The organism is Streptomyces sp. NPDC058796 (genome assembly GCF_042745235.1).
In the GTDB taxonomy this organism is placed as follows: Bacteria; Actinomycetota; Actinomycetes; order Streptomycetales; family Streptomycetaceae; genus Streptomyces.
The window spans coordinates 1-18896 of sequence record NZ_JBHYOP010000031.1; the positions used below are offsets into that span (position 1 = coordinate 1).

Consider the following 18896-nt stretch of genomic DNA (forward strand, 5'->3'; position numbering starts at 1 on the left):
GGCACTCCCAGGGAGAGATCGCGGCGGCCTGCGTCGCGGGCGCGCTCTCGTTGCGGGACGCGGCCCGGGTGGTGGCGCTGCGCGCCCGCGCCCTGACCGGACTGCGCGGCCACGGCGCCATGTTGTCGCTTCACCTGGGTCGCGCGGAGGCGGAGAGGCTGCTGGGCGTCGCCGCGTTCAGCGCGCTGGAGCTGGCCGCGGTCAACGGCCCCGACGCCGTGGTGGTGGCCGGTGATCCCGAGGCGGTGCACCGCTTCAAGGAGCACTGCACCGGGGCGGGCGTCGACGCGCGGGTGCTCCCCGTGGACTACGCCTCCCACACCTCCCATGTGGAACGCCTGCGGGAGGCGGTCACCGCACCGCTGTCCGGCATCACTCCCCGTACGCCCGACATCCCCCTCTACTCCACGCTGCGGGGCGCGTTCGCCGACGGCCCCGACCTCGACGCCGCCTACTGGTACGAGAACCTGCGCCGCACCGTGGAGTTCGAGGCCGCGATCGAGGCGCTCGGCGCGGCGGGCCACGACGCGTTCGTCGAGGTGAGCCCTCATCCGGTGCTGTGCGCCGGCATGCAGGACACACTCGGCGACGCGCGCACCGTGGTGGGCTCCGTCCGACGCGGCGACGACACACCCGAACGCTTCCTGGCCTCCCTCGCCGAGGCGCACGCGGGTGGGGTCGCGGTGGACTGGCGGGCCGTGCAGGGCGACGGCGATCCGGCCGACCTCCCGGTGGATCTGCCGACGTACCCCTTCGACCACGAGCGGTTCTGGCTGCTGCCCGACGTGACGGGCCTCGCCCGCGCCGCCGACGCGTGGCACTACCGCGTCGGCTGGCAGGAAACCGCCCCCACCGCCACCGGCGGCCCGGCCGGACGCTGGCTGCTCCTGCTGCCCGCCACGACCGGCGGCGCCGAGCACGCCTGGTGCGCCGCGGCGGCACAAGGCCTCGCCGACCACGGGGCCGTACCCCACCCCGTCACCGTTCCGCTCGACGATCCGCATGCGTCGACCACCGCCGTACGCGACGCCCTCGCCGGCCAGGCCGAGTCCGGGGCGTACGCGGGGGTGCTCTCGCTCCTCGCCCTCGGAGACGCGGACGCCGCAGCCGAGGCCACGCCGGACCTCCTGCGCGAACTGGAGGCGGCGGACATCGACGCACCCCTCTGGCTGGCGACGTGCGGCGCGGTCACCACCGGCGCGACCGACCCCGTGACGTGCCCGGCCGGAGCGCAGATGTGGGGCCTCGGCCAGACAGCCGCCCTCGAACGAGGAGCGCGGCACACCGGCCTCGTCGATCTCCCACAGGAGGCGAACGAACTCCAACGTGCTCTGCTCGCAAGGGCGTTGACCGGTACGGAGGACCAGATAGCGGTCCGGCAGGGCGCCGTCCTCGCGCGCCGGTTGCTGCCCGCCCCGCCGGCTGCGGACCGGGCACCGGGCGCCGCCGAAGCGGTCGTGCCGCAGGGGACGATCCTCGTCACCGGCGGCACCGGCGGCCTCGGAGCGCTCACCGCCCGCCGTCTCGCGGCCCGGGGAGCCCAGCACCTGGCCCTGGTCAGCCGCCGCGGCCAGGCGGCGCCGGACGCGGCCGCGTTGGTCGAAGAACTCACCGGCCTGGGCGCCCGGGCCACCGTCCACGCCTGCGACATCGGCGTTCCGGAGGCGGTGGCCTCCCTGGTCGACGGGTTGCGCGCGGACGGCGCGACGATCACCGGGGTCGTGCACGCGGCCGGGCTGAACCAGCGGACCCTCCTGCGGGACATGACGCGCGAGGAGTATCGCGAGGTCCTGGCCGCCAAAGCGCACGGTGCGCGCAACCTCGCGGACAGCTGCCCCGACCTGAGCCTCTTCCTGCTCTTCTCCTCCGGCGCCGCCGTGTGGGGCAGCGCCGGGCAGGGCGCGTACGCGGCGGGCAACGCCTACCTGGACGCCTTCGCCCAGCACCGCCGCGCCCAGGGTCTGGCCGCGACCTCCGTGGCCTGGGGACTGTGGGCGGAAGGCGGCATGACGGACGACGAGCAAGCCGTCGCCCGGCTCCGGGACCGGGGAGTGCGCCCCATGCCCGGCGACCGGGCACTGGAGGCCCTCGAAACGGTGCTGGCCGGTGGCGAGAGCACCGTGGTCGTCGCCGACGTCGACTGGCCGCGGTTCACCGAGACGTACGAGGCCCTCAGGCGGCGGCCGTTGCTCGGCGCGCTCCCGCAAGCCCGGGCCGCCGCGCCCTCCGCGGCGCCGACACCGGAGGCGGGAGCGGACCTGCGCGAGCGGCTCGGCGAGCGGCCGCCCGCCGAGCAGCACCTCGAACTGACCCACCTGGTGCGCTCCCACGCCGCCGCGGTCCTGGGACACGAGGACACCCGCACGGTCGGGGTGGACACGGCCTTCCGTGAACTCGGCTTCGACTCGCTGGGAGCCGGGCGGATGCGCAAGAGCCTGAGCGCGGCCACCGGCCTCACCCTGCCCTCGACCCTGATCTTCGACCACCCCAACGCGGCCGCCCTGGCGGACCACCTCCGCTCCGAGCTGTTCACGGGCCCCGGCCACGAGGACGTCGTCACCGCGGCGCTCGGCGGCCTCCACCGGCTGGAGGCGCACCTCGCCCACGTGGCCGGGCCGCAGCGCGCCGAACTGGCCCGGCACCTCGAGCGCGTACTGACCGCCCTGCGGACCGGCCCCGGCCGCGACGGCGAGTCCCGCGGCACCCCGCCCGCCCCGGAACCGGACCTCGCCGAGGCCGGCTTCGACGAACTGCTGGAGGCCCTCGGGCGCGAGCTCGGTGACAACGGCCAGCCGACGGCGAACAGGTAAGGAATCAACACGGTGACGAACGACAACGACAAGGTCGCTTCATACCTGCGTCGCGCGACCCTTGACCTGCGCGCGGCCAGGCAGCGCGTCCACGAGCTGGAGGCCGACCCGATCGCGATCGTCGGCACGGCCTGCCGGTTGCCCGGCGGGATCGAGACTCCCGAGGACTTCTGGAAGGTGCTCGCGGCCGGCGAGGAGCGGCTGTCCGGCTTCCCGGACGACCGCGGCTGGGACCTGGCGGGCCTGTACCACCCCGACCCCGACCACCCCGGCACGACCTATGTGCGCACGGGGGCGTTCCTGAAGGGCGCGGGGGAGTTCGACGCCGCCTTCTTCGGCATATCCCCGCGCGAGGCCGCCGCCATGGACCCGCAGCAGCGCCTCCTGCTGGAGACCTGCTGGGAACTGGTGGAGAACGCCGGCCTCGATCCGCACACCCTGCGCGGCACGGACACCGGCGTGTTCCTCGGCGTCGCCCGGCATGGCTACGGCGACGCCGCGGGCTCCACCGAGGACGTCGAGGGATACACGGTCACGGGGGTCGCGCCGTCGGTGGCGTCCGGCCGGATCGCGTACACCCTCGGGCTCGAAGGGCCCGCCATCACGCTGGACACAGCTTGCTCCTCCTCCCTCGTGGCCCTGCACCTGGCGGTGGCGTCACTGCGCCGCGGCGAGTGCGACGCGGCGATCGTGGGCGGCGCCGCCGTGATGGCCGGCCCCGAGGTGTTCGTCGACTTCGCCCGGCAGCGCGCCCTCGCCTCAGACGGCCGCTCCAAGGCGTTCGGCGCGAGCGCGGACGGCTTCGGCTTCGGCGAGGGTGTCGCGGTGCTCTTCCTCGAAAGGCTGTCGGTCGCCCGGCGCAACGGACACACCGTGCACGCCGTCGTCCGCGGCACCGGCATCAACCAGGACGGTGCCAGCAACGGTCTGTCCGCACCCAGCAGAGCCGCGCAGCGCAAGGTGATCGAGCAGGCGCTGGCCAACGCGGGCGTCGCCCCCGGCGACGTCGACGCGGTCGAGGCGCACGGAACCGGCACCACCCTCGGCGACCCCATCGAGGCCCACGCCCTGTTCGACACCTACGGCCAAAACCGCGACACGCGGCGACCGTTGTGGCTGGGCTCTGCGAAGTCGAACATCGGCCACACCCAGGGCGCCGCGGGCGTGGTCGGCGTCCTCAAGATGGTGCTCGCCCTCCAGCACGAGCGGCTGCCCAGAACCCTGCACGCGCAGGAGCCCTCGCCGCACGTCGACTGGTCGTCGGGCGCGATCGCCCTGCTGTCCGAGGAGCGGGCCTGGCCGCGCGGCGAGCGGCCCCGGTACGCCGCCGTGTCGGCGTTCGGCATCAGCGGCACCAACGCCCACGTCGTCCTGTCGGAGGCCACCGAGCCCCGGGAGACCGAGGAACGTACGACGGAGCCGCGGCCGGTGACGGAGCACCGCCCGGTGCCGCTGGTCGTCTCCGCGCGGACCGAGGAGGCGCTGCGCGCCCAGGCGCGGCAGCTGTCGGCCGTCGTCGCGGACGATACCGTCCACCTCTGCGACCTCGGGCTCTCGCTGGCCACGACCCGGGCCCGGCAGGAGCACCGCGCGGTGGTCCTGGCCGGCTCCCGGGAAGCGGCCGTGCGGGCGATGGGCGACGTGGCGGCCGGTCGGGCGCGTGTCGGGGGGACCGTCGAGTCGGGCGGACGCTCCGCCGTGTTCCTCTTCCCCGGCCAGGGTTCGCAGTGGGCCGGGATGGGCGCCGACCTCCTGGAGTGGTCCCCGGTCTTCGCCGAGACGATCCGGGCCTGCGACGAGGCGATGGCCCCGTGGCAGGACTGGTCGGTGGCCGCGGTGCTCCGTCAGGAGCCCGGCGCCCCCGGGCTCGACCGGGTCGACGTGGTGCAGCCCGCGCTGTTCGCGGTGATGGTGTCACTGGCCGCGCTGTGGCGCTCGTACGGTGTCGAACCGGCGGCGGTGGCGGGGCATTCGCAGGGCGAGATCGCCGCGGCGCACGTCGCCGGGATCCTCACGCTCGAGGACGCGGCCCGGCTCGTCGTCCTGCGCAGCCGCCTGCTGCGGTACGTCGCAGGGCAGGGCGCGATGGCGGTCGTGGCGCTCGACGAGGCGGCCGTAAGCGCTCTGCTCGCACCGTACGAGGGCGCCGTCGAGGTGGCCGCGGTCAACGGCCCCGCCTCCGTCGTCGTCTCCGGTGAACACGACGCCGTGCACGCCCTCGTGGCGGCCTGTACCGACCAGGGGGCGCGGGCCCGGGTCATCGACGTCGACTACGCCTCGCACTCCGCGCAGATGGACCAGGTGCGCGAGGAACTCGTCGACGCGATAGGGGACATCAACCCCGTCCGCGCGCGCGTCCCCTTCTACTCGACGGTGACCGGCCGCCCGATGGAGGGCGAGGAGCTGGACGCCGACTACTGGTACCGCAATCTGCGCGAGCCGGTGCGCCTCCACGAGGTCGTGGGGCTTCTCGGCGACGCGCACCACGACGCCTTCGTCGAGATCAGCCCGCACCCGGTGCTTGCTGCGACGGTCGAGGAGACGCTCGACGCGCAGGGCCGTGAGCCGGGCGAGGCCGTCGTCGTCGGCACGCTGAGGCGGGCCGCCCCCGGCCCGGAGTCGTTCCTCACCTCCGTGGCCGGCGCCCACGTCGCGGGCGTGGACGTGCGCTGGCAGCCCGCCTTCCCCGACGCGCGGCGCGTGCCGCTGCCCACCTACCCCTTCCGGCGCAAGCACTACTGGACGTCCACCGCCGCGCCTGCCCGCGGCGCCGATGACGTGACCTACCGCGTGGCGTGGACTCCGCTGCCGACGCGGTCGCCGTCCGCCACGGAACCGGCCGGATCGCACGGGACCTGGCTGGTCGTCACCCCGGCGGCTGCCCCCGCCTGGGCCGCGCCGCTGATCGACGCGCTGCGCGAAGCCGGCGGCACACCGCTGGAGTGCGTCCTTGCCTCGGACTCGGACCGCGCCGCGGCCGCCGCGGCCGTCACCGCAGCCACGGCTCGCACCACCGGGCTGCGGGGCGTGGTGTCGCTGCTCGCGGCCGACGAGACGGACCACCAGGGCCTCGCGGGTGTGCCCGCGGGGGCGGTCGCCACCCTGACGCTCCTCCAGGCCCTCGGCGACGCGGGCGTCGAGGCGCCGCTGTGGTGCCTCACCCGGGGCGCCGTACAGACGCCCGGTGACGACGGCATCGGATCGTTCGCGCAGTGCGCCGTGCACGGTCTGGGCCGGGTCGCCTCCCTCGAGCTCGGGCAGCGTTGGGGCGGCGTCCTGGACCTGCCGCACGACACCGTGGACGAGACCCTGCTCGCCCGGCTGCCCGGCATCCTGGCGGGCGGCCGACGGGGTGAGGACCAACTCGCCGTACGCGCCGACGCGTTGTACGGTCGGCGTCTGGTGCGGGCTCACCTGCCGACCGCCGCCGACGGCCCGGCCGCGCGCCCGCACGGGACCGTGCTCGTCACCGGAGCGGACGGGCCGATGGGGCAGCGGCTCGCCCGGTGGGCGGCCGACAGCGGCGCCGACCACCTCGTCCTGGTGGGAGGGGGAGCCGAGGACCTGTCCGGCGTGGCGGAGGCCGGCACGACGACCGTCACCCGCTGCGCGGCGGACGAGGACGCCGTCCGGGCCGCCGTCGAAGCCGCCCCGCACGACGTCACCACCGTCCTGCACGCTGCGACCCGTCCGGAGTTCGGTCCGGTCCTGGAGACCGGACCCCAGGACTTCGCGGCCACGGTGCACGCCAAGACCGGCCTGGCCCTGACCCTCGCCCGGGTCCTCGAGGGACAGCCGGTGGAACGGGAGATCCACTGCTCCTCCGTGGCCGGCGTCTGGGGCGGCGCGGGCATGTCCGGATACGCGGCGGGCAGCGCCTGGCTCGACGCGTTCGCCGCGCACCGGCGTGGCCGGGGCCACCCGAGCACCGCCGTGGCCTGGAGCCCCTGGGCCCTGCCCGGTACCCCGGACGGCACCGCACAGCCGGCGGCGCAGCGCGGACTGCGCGCCCTGACGCCCGACCGCGCCCTGAGCGTGCTGGACTCCGTGCTGAACGCGGGGGAGAGCGTCGTCGCGGTGTCCGACGTGGACTGGCCCGGCTTCGCCGCGGGCCGTCGCGCCCTCCGGCCGACCGCGCTGTTCGAGGAGATCACCGAGGCGCGCGAGACACCGGAGCCCGCGGCGGCGAGCGCCGCGGGGGACAGCGGCCCGGCCACCGAACTGGCCGGCCGGCTGGCGGCCCTGTCACCCGCCGAGCGGGAGGACCTGCTGATCGACGTGGTCGGCGAGGCCACCGCGGCCGTCCTCGGACACGACAGCGCACGCGACATCGGCGGCCGGCGGGCGTTCACCGAACTGGGCCTGGACTCGCTGGGCAGCATGCAGCTGCGCAAGCGGCTCGCCGCCGCCACCGGCCTGCGCCTGCCCGCCTCCCTCGTCTTCGACCACCCGACCGTCACCCGCCTCGCCCGCCACCTGCTCTCCCTGCTGGCCACCGGAGCCCGGCGGGAGAGCACCGCCGACGGGGACGGCGCCCCGCGGACCGGCGAGCAGGAGCCGATCGCCATCGTCGGCATGGGCTGTCGCTTCCCCGGCGGCATCGGTTCGCCCGAGGAGCTGTGGCGGGCCGTCGCCGAGGGCCGGGACCTCACCGGCGGCCTGCCCCAGGACCGCGGCTGGGACCTGGCAGCCCTCGTCCACCCCGACCCCGAACACCCCGGCACCAGCTATACGGACCGGGGCGGATTCCTCACCGACGCGGCGGGCTTCGACGCGGACTTCTTCGGCATCACTCCGCGCGAGGCGCTGGCGATGGACCCGCAGCAGCGGCTGATGCTCGAGGTCGCCTGGGAGGCCGTGGAACGGGGCGGCATCGACCCCGACCTGCTGCGCGGCAGCCGCGTCGGCGTCTTCGTGGGCTCCAACGGCCAGTCGTACATGCCCCTTCTGGAGAGCGAGGCCGCCCGGGTCGAGGGCTACCAGGGACTCGGCAACTCGGCCAGCGTGCTCTCCGGCCGGATCGCCTACGTCTTCGGCTGGCAGGGCCCGGCCATGACGGTGGACACGGCGTGCTCGTCGTCCCTGGTGGGCATCCACCTGGCGATGCGGGCGCTGCGCGGCGGCGAGTGCGCCATGGCCCTGGCGGGCGGGGTCACCGTGATCTCCGACCCGTACACGTTCGTGGACTTCAGCAGGCAGCGCGGCCTTGCCGCCGACGGGCGGTGCAAGCCGTTCGCGGCGCAGGCGGATGGCTTCGGCCTCGCCGAAGGCGCCGGCGCGCTGCTCCTCGAACCCCTCTCCCGGGCCCTGGAGTCGGGGCACCCCGTGCTCGCGGTGCTGCGCGGCAGCGCGGTCAACCAGGACGGTGCGAGCAACGGCCTGGCCGCGCCGAACGGCCCCGCTCAGGAGACCGTCATCCGGCAGGCGCTCGCCGACGCCCGGCTGGCGGCGGCCGACATCGACGTGGTGGAGGCACACGGCACCGGCACCCGGCTCGGCGACCCGATCGAGGCCGGTGCGCTGCAGGCGACTTACGGGGCCCAGCGGCAACGACCCCTCGCGCTGGGCTCGGTGAAGTCCAACATCGGCCACACCCAGGCGGCCGCCGGTGTCGCCGGAGTGATCAAGACGGTGCTCGCGATGCGGCACGGCGTGCTCCCGCGCAGCCTGCACGCCGAGAAACTCTCCCCCGAGATCGACTGGTCGGCGGGGACGATCGAGGTCCAGCGGGAGAACGGGGACTGGACGCGGGGTCCGCGGGTGCGCCGGGCCGGGGTCTCCTCGTTCGGCGTCAGCGGCACCAATGCCCACGTCGTCCTGGAGGAGGCCCCGGCAGAACAGGCCCCCACCGGCGGCCCGGCCCGGCTGCCCGCGGGCGGCACCCTGGCCGCGGACGCCGTGGCGCTGCCGCTCTCGGCCCGGACGCCGACCGCGCTGGCCGCGCAGGCGCGTGCGCTGGCCCACCTGCTGCGCACCTCACCGAAGATCTCCCTGGCCGACACCGCACGCACGCTCGCGGCAGGCCGGGCCCGGTTCGAGATCAGGGCCGGAGTGCTCGCCGACGACCGGGAGGACGGCCGGGAGGCGGCGTGCGCGGCCCTGGACGCCCTGGCCGACGGCGAGGCCGTGGCGGACGTGGTGCCGCCGCGGACGGCGGCCGACCGCAGGGCCGTGCTGGTCTTCCCCGGTCAGGGGTCGCAATGGACCGGCATGGCCCGCGACCTGCTCGACCGCTCGGAGGTCTTCGCCGCCTCGATGGCGGAGTGCGCGGCGGCGCTCGCTCCGTACACCGACTGGGACCTGCTCGCCACGGTGCGCGGCGACGGGCCCGAGGACGCGTTCGAGCGGCCCGACGTCGTCCAGCCCGTGCTGTTCGCGGTGATGGTGTCGCTGGCGAGGCTGTGGCGGGCCCACGGGGTGGAGCCGGCCGCCGTGGTCGGCCACTCGCAGGGCGAGATCGCCGCCGCCTGCGTCGCCGGAGCCCTCACCCTCGACACCGCCGCGAAGGTCGTGGCGCTGCGCAGCAAGGTGCTGCGCGAGCTCAACGGACAGGGCGGCATGGCCTCGGTCACCGCCACGCCCGACGCGCTCGAGGCGGCCCTGGCACCGTGGGACGGCCGGCTGAGCGTGGCTGCGGTGAACGGGCCGCGCTCCCTCGTCGTCGCCGGAGAGGCCACCGCCCTCGACGGGTTCCTCCGGTCGCCGCAGGGCGAGGGAATGTCCCCGCGGCGGATCGCCGTGGGTTACGGCTCCCACTCCCCGCAGGTGGAACGGATCGAACGGCGACTCGCCGAGGAACTGGGCAGGATCGAGTCCCGGACCGCCGCCGTGCCCTTCTGCTCCACCGTCACCGGTGGCCCGCTCGACACCGCCGGGCTCGACGCGGCCTACTGGTACCGCAACCTGCGCGGGACGGTCCGCCTCGACGAGGCCGTACGGCACCTGATGGGCCAGGGCTTCGACACCTTCATCGAGGTGAGCCCGCATCCGGTGCTGCTCCCCGGCATCGAGCAGACCGCCGAACACCTCGGCAGGGACGTCGTCACCCTCGCCTCCCTGCGCAGGGACCGCCCCGGGCCGCGCACCTTCCTGCGCGGACTGCTGGAGGCCCGCGCCGAAGGCCTGCCCGTCGACCTCGCACCGGCCGCGGGGCGCGGCGGCACGGCGGCGCCGTTGCCGACCTACCCGTTCGAGCACACCTCCTTCTGGCCGCGGCCGCGGCCGCGCCGCACCCTCACCGACGCCGCCGCGCTGGGCATGGACCCCGTGGCCCACCCCCTCCTGTCCACGGCGCTGGAGACGCCCGACGGCGGGCACATCCTGACCGGGCGGATCGTGCTCGGCGACCAGCCGTGGCTGGCCGACCACGCCGTCGGCGGCGAGACGCTCTTCCCCGGCAGCGCGCTGGTCGACCTGGCCCTGACGGCCGGCCGGCACGCGGGCACGCCCGCCGTCGATGAACTGGTGCTCTGCGCCCCGCTGGTGCTCGGCGCGGCCACCGCCGTGCGCGTCACCGTCGGCGCGCCCGAGGCGCACGGCACCCGCACCGTGGATGTGCACGCCCGTGACGCGGGCACCCCCGACGCGCCTTGGACCCGGCACGCGACCGGTGTCCTCGGCGAGGCCGCGTCACCGCCGGACGCCCCGGTGGTCTGGCCGCCGTCGGACGCCCGTCCCATCGACGTCGACGCGGCCTACGTGCGCCTGGCCGAGCGGGGTTACGACTACGGGCCCGCCTTCCGGGCGCTGCGCGCCGCGTGGCAACGCGGCGACGAGGTGTTCGCCGAGGCCGAACTCCCCACCGCTGCGGGGGCCGAGGGGGCCGACGACGACCGCTACCCGCTGCACCCCGTCCTCCTCGACGCCGCGGCGCAGACCCTCGGCCTGAGTTCCCTGGCCGACCGAGAAGGGGCGTTCCTCCCCTTCTCCTGGAGCGGGACCACCCTGTACGCGTCCGGGGCCACGGTCGTCCGCGTGACGGCGGTCCCGGCCGACGGCGCCGCGATGAGTTTGTCGGTGACCGACCCCACCGGAGCGCCGGTGGCCCAGGTCGGCGCCGTGACCGTGCGCCCGGCCGGCGGCGCGCCGCGCCACGGGGACGCCGAGGAAGCGGGTGCCGACGACCTCTACCGGCTGTCCTGGCGCCCCCTGCCGGAGAGCGGCGGCACGGTAGTGCGCTGCGCGACCGTCGGCGGCGGCCTGCCCGGCCTCGGCAAGGACCACCCGGACCTGGCGGCCCTGGCGGCGGCAGTCGCGACGGGCGAGCCGGAACCCGAGGCCGTCTTCGTGCGCTGCCGTCCGTGGCGGGCCGCGGACCCGGCCACCTCCGTACGCGAGAGCGTGCTGCACGCGGCCGGACTCGTCCGCCAGTGGCTCGACGCACCGGAACGCTCCGGACGCCTGGTCTTCCTCACCCGGCACGCCGTGAGCGCGGGCCCCGCCGACACGGACGCGGATCCCGCACAGGCGGCGGTCTGGGGCCTGGTCCGCTCCGCACAGGCCGAGTCGCCGGGCAACTTCGTGCTCGTCGACAGCGACACGGACCCGGCGGCCCTCGCCCGGTTCCCCGCCGCGCTCGACCATCCGCAGGTGGCGTTGCGCGGCGACCTCGCGCTCGTGCCGCGGCTGTCCGCCACCCGCGGCGCGGCGGCCCTGCTGACACCCCGGACGCCCGTCCGCCTGGAGCCCGCGGGCACCTCCCTGGACGCCCTCGCCTTCGCGGCGGCGCCGGACGCCGGGCGGCAGCCGGGCCCCGGCGAGGTGCGGGTCGAACTGAGGGCCACCGGCGTCAACTTCCGCGACGTCCTGATCGCCCTCGGCATGTATCCGGGTGACGCCGTCATGGGCACCGAGGGTGCCGGGGTCGTCACCGCCACCGGACCGGACGTCACCGGCATCGCGGTGGGCGACCGGGTCATGGGCCTGTTCGAGGGCGCCTTCGGGCCGGTGGCGGTCACCGACCACCGCCTGGTGGTCCCCCTCCCCGGGGGGTTGAGCACCACCGAGGCCGCCGCCCTGCCCATCGCCTTCACCACCGCGCACTACGCGTTGCACGACCTCGCCGGCCTGCGGCCCGGCCAGAGGGTTCTGGTGCACGCCGCCGCCACCGGCGTCGGCATGGCAGCGGTCCGCCTGGCCCGCCTCGCCGGGGCGGAGGTCTTCGCCACGGCCAGCCCCGCCAAGCACGACATCCTGCGCGGACTCGGTCTCGACGACGACCACATCGCCTCCTCCCGCCGGACGGGGTTCGGCGAGCGGTTCCGGTCCGTTTGCAACGGCCGCGGCGTCGACGTCGTGATCAACTCGCTGACCGGCGCGCTGCTCGACGAGTCGGCCCGTCTCCTCGCCGAGGGCGGGACGTTCGTCGAGATGGGCAAGACCGACCTGCGCGCCCCGGAGCACTTCCCCGGACGCTACCTGCCCTTCGACCTCGCCGACGCGGGCCCTGACCGGCTCGGCGAGATCCTGGCCGAGGTCGCCGCCCTCGTCGCCGACGGGAGGATCGGCCGCCTCCCGGTCACGGCGTATCCCCTGCAGCGGGCCTCGGCCGCGCTCCAGCACATGAGCACGGGGCGGCACACCGGCAAGCTGGTGCTCGTCCAGCCGGCCCCCCTCGACCCCGAGGGCACCGTCCTGGTCACCGGCGGCACGGGCACCCTGGCCCGGCTCCTGGCCCGCCATCTGGTGACCGAGCACGGGGTACGCCACCTGCTGCTGCTCGGTCGCCGGGGACCCACCGCGCCGGGGGCGGAGCAGTTTGAGGCGGAACTGGGCCAGTCGGGTGCGACGGTGACCACGCTCGCCTGCGACGTCTCCGACCACGCCGCGCTGGCGGCCGTACTCGACGGCATCCCGGCCGACCACCCGCTGACCGGTGTCGTCCACACCGCCGGGGTCCTCGCCGACGGCCTGGCGGCCTCCGTGGAGGCCGACACGCTGGCCGAGGTGTTCGCGCCGAAGGCCGACGCCGCCTGGCACCTGCACGAGCTCACCGCGCAACTGGAGGTGAACTTCTTCGTCCAGTTCGGCTCCGGTGCCTCCGTCCTGGCCGGCCCCGGCCAGGGCGCGTACGCGGCGGCCAACGCCACGCTGGACGCGCTGGCCCACCACCGGCAGGCGCGCGGGCTGCCCGCGACCACCCTCGGCTGGGGCCTGTGGGAGGAGGCCAGCGGCCTGACGGGCGCCCTCGACGAGCGGGACACCCGGCGGATGGCCCGGGCGGGCATGCGGCCTCTGCCGACCGCGCGTGCCCTGGCCCTGTTCGACCTCGCGGTCCGGCGCGGCGACCCGGTCCTGTTCCCCCTGGGCCTGGACACTTCCCGGCCGCAGGACCCGGACAGCGCGCCCGAGGTGTTGCGCGGGCTCATGCACACGCCGTTGCGCAGGGCCGCCCGCGAGCAGACCGGCGGCGCCGGACTCGCCTCGCGCCTCGCGCCGCTGCCGCGCCCCGACCGGCTCGCCGCACTGACGGAGGCCGTACGGGCGCAGGCCGCCGCCGTGGCCGGATACGACACGGCCGAATCGGTGGCGCCGGGGCGGCAGTTCAAGGACCTCGGCTTCGACTCGCTGGCCTCGGTCGAGGTGCGCAATCGCGTGGGCACCGCGGTCGGCCTGAAGCTGCCGAGCACGCTCGTCTTCGACCATCCGACACCCGAGGCGGTGGCCGTCTACGTGGACGGCCGGCTCTTCGCGGACGCGCCCGGCGCCTCGCCCGCGGATCCGAGCCGCCCGGTCTTCGAGCACCTGACCGCGCTGGAGACGGCGCTGGACGGCTGGCACGAGGGCGCCGACTCCGGGGGGACCGCCGAGGAACGGGCCGGTCGGCGCAGATCGATCGAGGCGCGGTTGACCACCCTGCTCAGCAGGTGGAGCGCCCTGAGCGCCACCGGCGGCGGGGAGTCCCGTACGGCCGTCGACGTCATCGGCGACGCCGACGACGAGGAACTGTTCGAACTTCTCGATCAGCGGTTCAGTGAGGAGAAACGATGAGCGGGGAGCAGGAGACCACCGAGGGCAAGCTGCGCCGCTACCTGCGGCGCACGGTCGGGGACCTGGAGGCCGTGAGCGCACGGCTGCGGGAGACCGAGTACCGGGCGGGCGAGCCGATCGCGATCGTCGGCATGGGCTGCCGGTTCCCCGGCGGCGTCGACAGCCCCGCCGCCCTGTGGGACTTCCTCACGGCGGACGGCGACGCCGTCTCGGGCCCGCCCGCCGACCGCGGCTGGAACACCGCCGAGGCCGACGCGCGCAGCGGCGGGTTCCTGCACGACGCCACCGGCTTCGACGCGGACTTCTTCGGCATCTCGCCGCGCGAGGCGCTGGCCATGGACCCGCAGCAGCGGCTCCTCCTGGAGGTCGCCTGGGAAGCCCTGGAGCGCGCCGGCTTCGACCCCGCGTCGCTGGCCGGCACCGCCACCGGGGTGTTCGCCGGGGTCGGCGCCGTCGACTACGGGCCGCGCCCCGACGAAGCGTCACCGGACGTCCTCGGCTACCTGGGCACCGGCACGGCCACCAGCGTGGCTTCCGGCCGGGTGGCGTACGCGCTGGGCCTCGAGGGGCCGGCGCTGACCGTGGACACGGCCTGCTCCTCCTCCCTCACCGCGATCCACCTGGCCATGCAGTCGCTGCGCCGCGGGGAGTGCACGACCGCGCTCGCGGGCGGCGCCACCGTCATGAGCACTCCCGGTGCGTTCACCGAGTTCCACAGCCAGGGCGGGCTCGCCGCGGACGGCCGGTGCAAGCCCTTCGCCGAAGCCGCCGACGGCTTCGGACTCGCCGAGGGCGTCGGCCTCCTCGTGCTCCAACGGCTCTCCACGGCCCAGCGCGAGGGCCGCCGGGTGCTGGCCGTGCTGCGCGGCTCGGCGGTCAACCAGGACGGTGCCAGCAACGGCCTCACCGCCCCCAACGGCCCGGCGCAGCAGCGGGTGATCCGCCAGGCGCTCGACGACGCCCGGCTGGGCCCCGCCGACGTCGACTACGTCGAGGCGCACGGCACCGGAACCACCCTCGGCGACCCCATCGAGGCACACGCCCTGCTGGAGACCTACGGCGCCGGGCGGGCCGCGGACACCCCGCTGTGGATCGGCTCGGTGAAGTCCAACATCGGCCACCCCCAGGCCGCCGCCGGTGTCGCGGGCGTGATCAAGACGGTGCTCTGCCTCCGGCACGGTCTGCTGCCCCGCCTCCTCCACCTCGACGCCCCCTCCTCGCGCGTCGACTGGGAGTCGGGCGCCGTCGTCCCGCTCACCCAGAGCAGGCCGTGGCCGCGCGGCACGCGCACGCGCCGCGCGGGCGTCTCCTCGTTCGGCATCAGCGGGACCAACGCGCACCTCCTCGTCGAGGAGGCACCGGAAGCAGACCCGGCCCCCGAGAGCCGGGACCCGGCCCCCGGGCGCGAGGAAGCGGGCCCGTATCCGCTGCTCCTGTCCGCCCGGACCGAGGACGCCCTGCGGGACCAGGCAGAGCGCCTGGCCGCCCACCTGGAGCGGCCCGACGCCGTGCGGCTGCCCGACGCCGCCCTCACCCTCGCCACCCGGCGCACCGCGTTCACGCACCGTGCCGTCGTCGTCGGTGACCGCGCCGGCACCCTGGCGGCTCTGCGCGCCGTCGCAGCGCAAGAGCCGCATGCGAAGGCCGTCACCGGCCTGGCGCGGCCCGGCCGCAAGGTCGCGATGGTCTTCCCCGGGCAGGGGTCGCAGTGGGCGGGGATGGCCTCCGAGCTGCTCGCCTCCTCACCGGAGTTCGCCCGCTCCATGGGTGAGTGCGAGCAGGCGCTCGCCCCCCACGTCGACTGGTCGCTGACCGAGGTGATCGCCGGCGGCGCACCCCTGGAGCGGGTGGACGTCGTCCAGCCCGCGCTGTTCGCGGTGATGGTGTCGTTGGCCTCGCTGTGGCGCTCGTACGGCGTCGAGCCGGCCGCGGTGATCGGGCACTCCCAGGGTGAGATCGCGGCCGCCTGCGTCGCCGGCGCCCTGTCCCTGGAGGACGCCGCGAAGGTGGTCGCCGTGCGCGCCAAGGCGCTGCGCTCCCTCGCCGGCACCGGTGGCATGGTCTTCCTGGCCCGCACCGAGGCGCAGGCCCGGACTCTGCTCGCCCCCTACGGCGCCCTGTCGATCGCCTCGGTCAACGGCCCGGGCGCGGTCGTGGTGGCCGGCCCCCGCGCGGAGCTGGACGCGCTGCTCGACGCCTGTGCGGCCGACGGCGTCCGGGCGCGGAACATCCCGGTGGACTACGCCTCCCACTCGCCCATGGTCGAGCCACTGCGCGAGGAGCTGACGGCCGCCCTCTTTGGTGTCGTCGCCCGGCCCGCGGCCGTGCCCCTGTACTCCACGACGACCGGCGAGCCGATCGACACCGCCCTCATGGGCGCCGACTACTGGTACCGGAACCTGCGCGAACAGGTGCGGTTCGAGACGGGGACGCGTCTGCTGGCCGAGGCGGGCTTCGACGCCTTCGTCGAGGTGAGCCCGCAGCCCGTCCTCACCGCCGGCATCGAGGCGACTGTGGAGGCCCTGGGCGCCGACGCCGCCGTCCTCAGCACCCTGCGGCGGGACGCGGGGGGCGGGGACCGGTTCCTGGCGGCGCTCGCCGAGGCCCATGTGTGCGGCGTACGGGTCGACTGGCGGCCCGTGCTGCCGGACGCCGCCGTGGCCGAGCTTCCCTCCTACCCCTTCCAGCACCGCCCGTACTGGCACACGGCACCCGGCCGCCGCGCCGATCCCGCCGGCCCCGCCGACCAGGGGCGGCGCTACCGGGTGGAGTGGAGGGACGCCGCGTGGCAGACGGCACCCCCCGTCGGGCACGTGCTCCTGGTGACGGGCCCTGGCGTCCCGGACGCCTGGCACGCGTCGGTCCGCGCGGCCCTGGAAAATGCCGGTTCCACGGTCGAATCCGTCGACTGCGGTGGACCGGCACGCGGCGCGACGGCGGCAGCCCTGGGCGCGGTCGGCGGGGATCCGACGGCCGTGGTCTCGCTGCTCGCCCTGGAGGCGGCCGACGACGGATCCGCCGACGAGCCGCGGCTGCCCGCGTGGCGGACCCTGACCCTCGCTCAGGCCTTGGGCGACGCCGGAGTCGAGGCGCCCCTGTGGGTGCTGACCCGGAGTGCCGTGACCGTGAGCGAACAGGACGGTGAGCCGGATCCCGCGCAGACGGCGGTGTGGGGTCTTGGCCGGGCCATCGGCCTGGAGCGCCCCGCGAACTGGGGCGGGTTGATCGACCTGCCCACGCCGGACGAGGACCTCGTGGCGCCGCTGGCGGCGGTCGTCGCCCGGCCACGGGACGAGGACCAGGTGGCACTGCGCGCGTCCGGCGCCAGGGTCCCACGGCTGGTGCCCGCCCCGGCCGACGTGCCCGCCCCGGCCGGCACCTCCGCCTCCGCCTCCGCGAGCGGCCGGTCGCCGCGCGGCACGGTCCTGGTGACCGGAGGCACCGGCGGCCTCGGCGCTCATGTCGCCTGCCGCCTGGCGCGCGAGGGCGCCGCACATCTCGTCCTCACCAGCCGCGGCGGACCCGACGCCCCGGGCGCCGCGGAACTGGCAGCGGACATACGCGCATCGGGCTCCGGAGTGACCCTGGCCGCCTGTGACGTCACGGACCGGGCCGCGCTGGCCGCGCTGCTCGCCGCCGAGCGGGAGGCGGGCCGGGATGTCGACGCCGTCTTCCACGCGGCCGGCGTCCCGCAGTCCACGCCGCTCGACGACATCACCGAGGAGGAGTTCGCCCACGTCACCGCTGCCAAGACCATCGGGACGACTCACCTCGACGAACTCTGCCCCAACGTCGCCGAGTTCGTCCTGTTCTCGTCGAACGCCGGAGTGTGGGGCGCGGCCCGTGCGGGAGCCTACGCGGCGGCCAACGCCTTCCTGGACGGCTTCGCGCAGCGGCGTCGTCACCGCGGACTGCCCGCGGTGTCCGTCGCGTGGGGGCTGTGGGACGGGCCCGGCATGGCCGGTGCGGCGGGCCAGGACTTCCTGCACCGCCAGGGCGTACGGCCGATGCCGCCCGAGCAGGCCCTCGCCGAACTGGATACGTGCCTGGAGCGCGACGAGGTCTGTGTCTCCGTCGCCGACCTCGACCGGCCCGCGTTCCTCGACCTCATGGGCGCCGCACGGCACCGCCCGCTGTTCGACGAGCTCGCACCCGCCGCGTCCTCGGCGGGGGAGCCGGCGGAGGAAGCGCGCCAGGGCGGTTCCCGGCTGTACGAGAAGCTGCTGCCGCTGTCGGCCAAGGAGCGCCGGAGCCGCCTGCTGCACCTGGTGCGGGGCGAGGCGGCCGCGGTGCTCGGGCACACGGACGCCAAGGCCGTCGACCCGGACCGGGCCTTCAGGGACGCCGGGTTCGACTCGATGACCGCGGTGCAGCTGCGCAATCGGCTGACTGCGGCGACCGGCCTGCGCGAGGCGTCCACCCTCGTCTTCGACCGGCCCAACGCCACCGCTCTCGCCGACTACCTGCTCGATCGGATGTTCGAGTCCGAGCGGTCCCCGGCCGGCGAGCCGGAGCCGCGGCCCGCTGCCGCTGACGTTTCCGGTTCCGTGGGGGACGAGGACGACCCGGTGGTCGTGGTGGGGATGGCCTGCCGGTTCCCCGGCGGCGTCAACTCACCGGAGGAGCTGTGGGAGTTCATCGCCGCAGGCGGCGACGCCGTCTCGGAGCTGCCCACCGATCGGGGCTGGGACCTCGACCGCCTCACGTACGCCGCCGCCGAGGGTACGGCAGGCCCCCGCTACGGCAGTTTTCTCGATGCCGCGGGGGACTTCGATCCGGCGTTCTTCGGGATCTCGCCGCGCGAGGCGCTGGCGATGGACCCGCAGCAGCGCCAGGTGCTCGAGGTCGCCTGGGAGGCGATGGAGAACTCCGGCATCGACCCGCGCTCGTTGCGCGGCAGCGCCACCGGAGTCTTCCTGGGCGCCGCCTACCAGGGCTACGGCCACGGGGTCGAGCTCCCCGAAGGCAGCGAGGGCTACCTCCTCACCGGTGGTTCACCCGCCGTCGCTTCGGGGCGGGTGGCGTACGTGCTGGGTCTTGAGGGTCCGGCGCTGACGGTGGACACGGCGTGTTCCTCGTCGTTGGTGGCGTTGCACC

3 protein-coding genes are annotated in these 18896 nt (G+C 75.6%); all 3 read left to right on the forward strand.

The window, feature by feature from the left end; genetic code table 11:
- Window positions 1-2810: SDR family NAD(P)-dependent oxidoreductase (locus ACFW47_RS34950; RefSeq protein WP_386308262.1), on the forward strand; the 2810-nt coding region annotated here is incomplete at its 5' end.
- A gap of 12 nt (window positions 2811-2822) precedes the next feature.
- Window positions 2823-13799, forward strand: coding sequence for an SDR family NAD(P)-dependent oxidoreductase (locus tag ACFW47_RS34955; protein ID WP_386308263.1), 10977 nt, complete (start codon window positions 2823-2825; stop codon window positions 13797-13799).
- Window positions 13796-18896, forward strand: a 5101-nt coding sequence (locus ACFW47_RS34960) for an SDR family NAD(P)-dependent oxidoreductase (RefSeq protein WP_386308264.1), incomplete at its 3' end; no start/stop codon positions are given. The genes ACFW47_RS34955 and ACFW47_RS34960, both read left to right, overlap by 4 nt.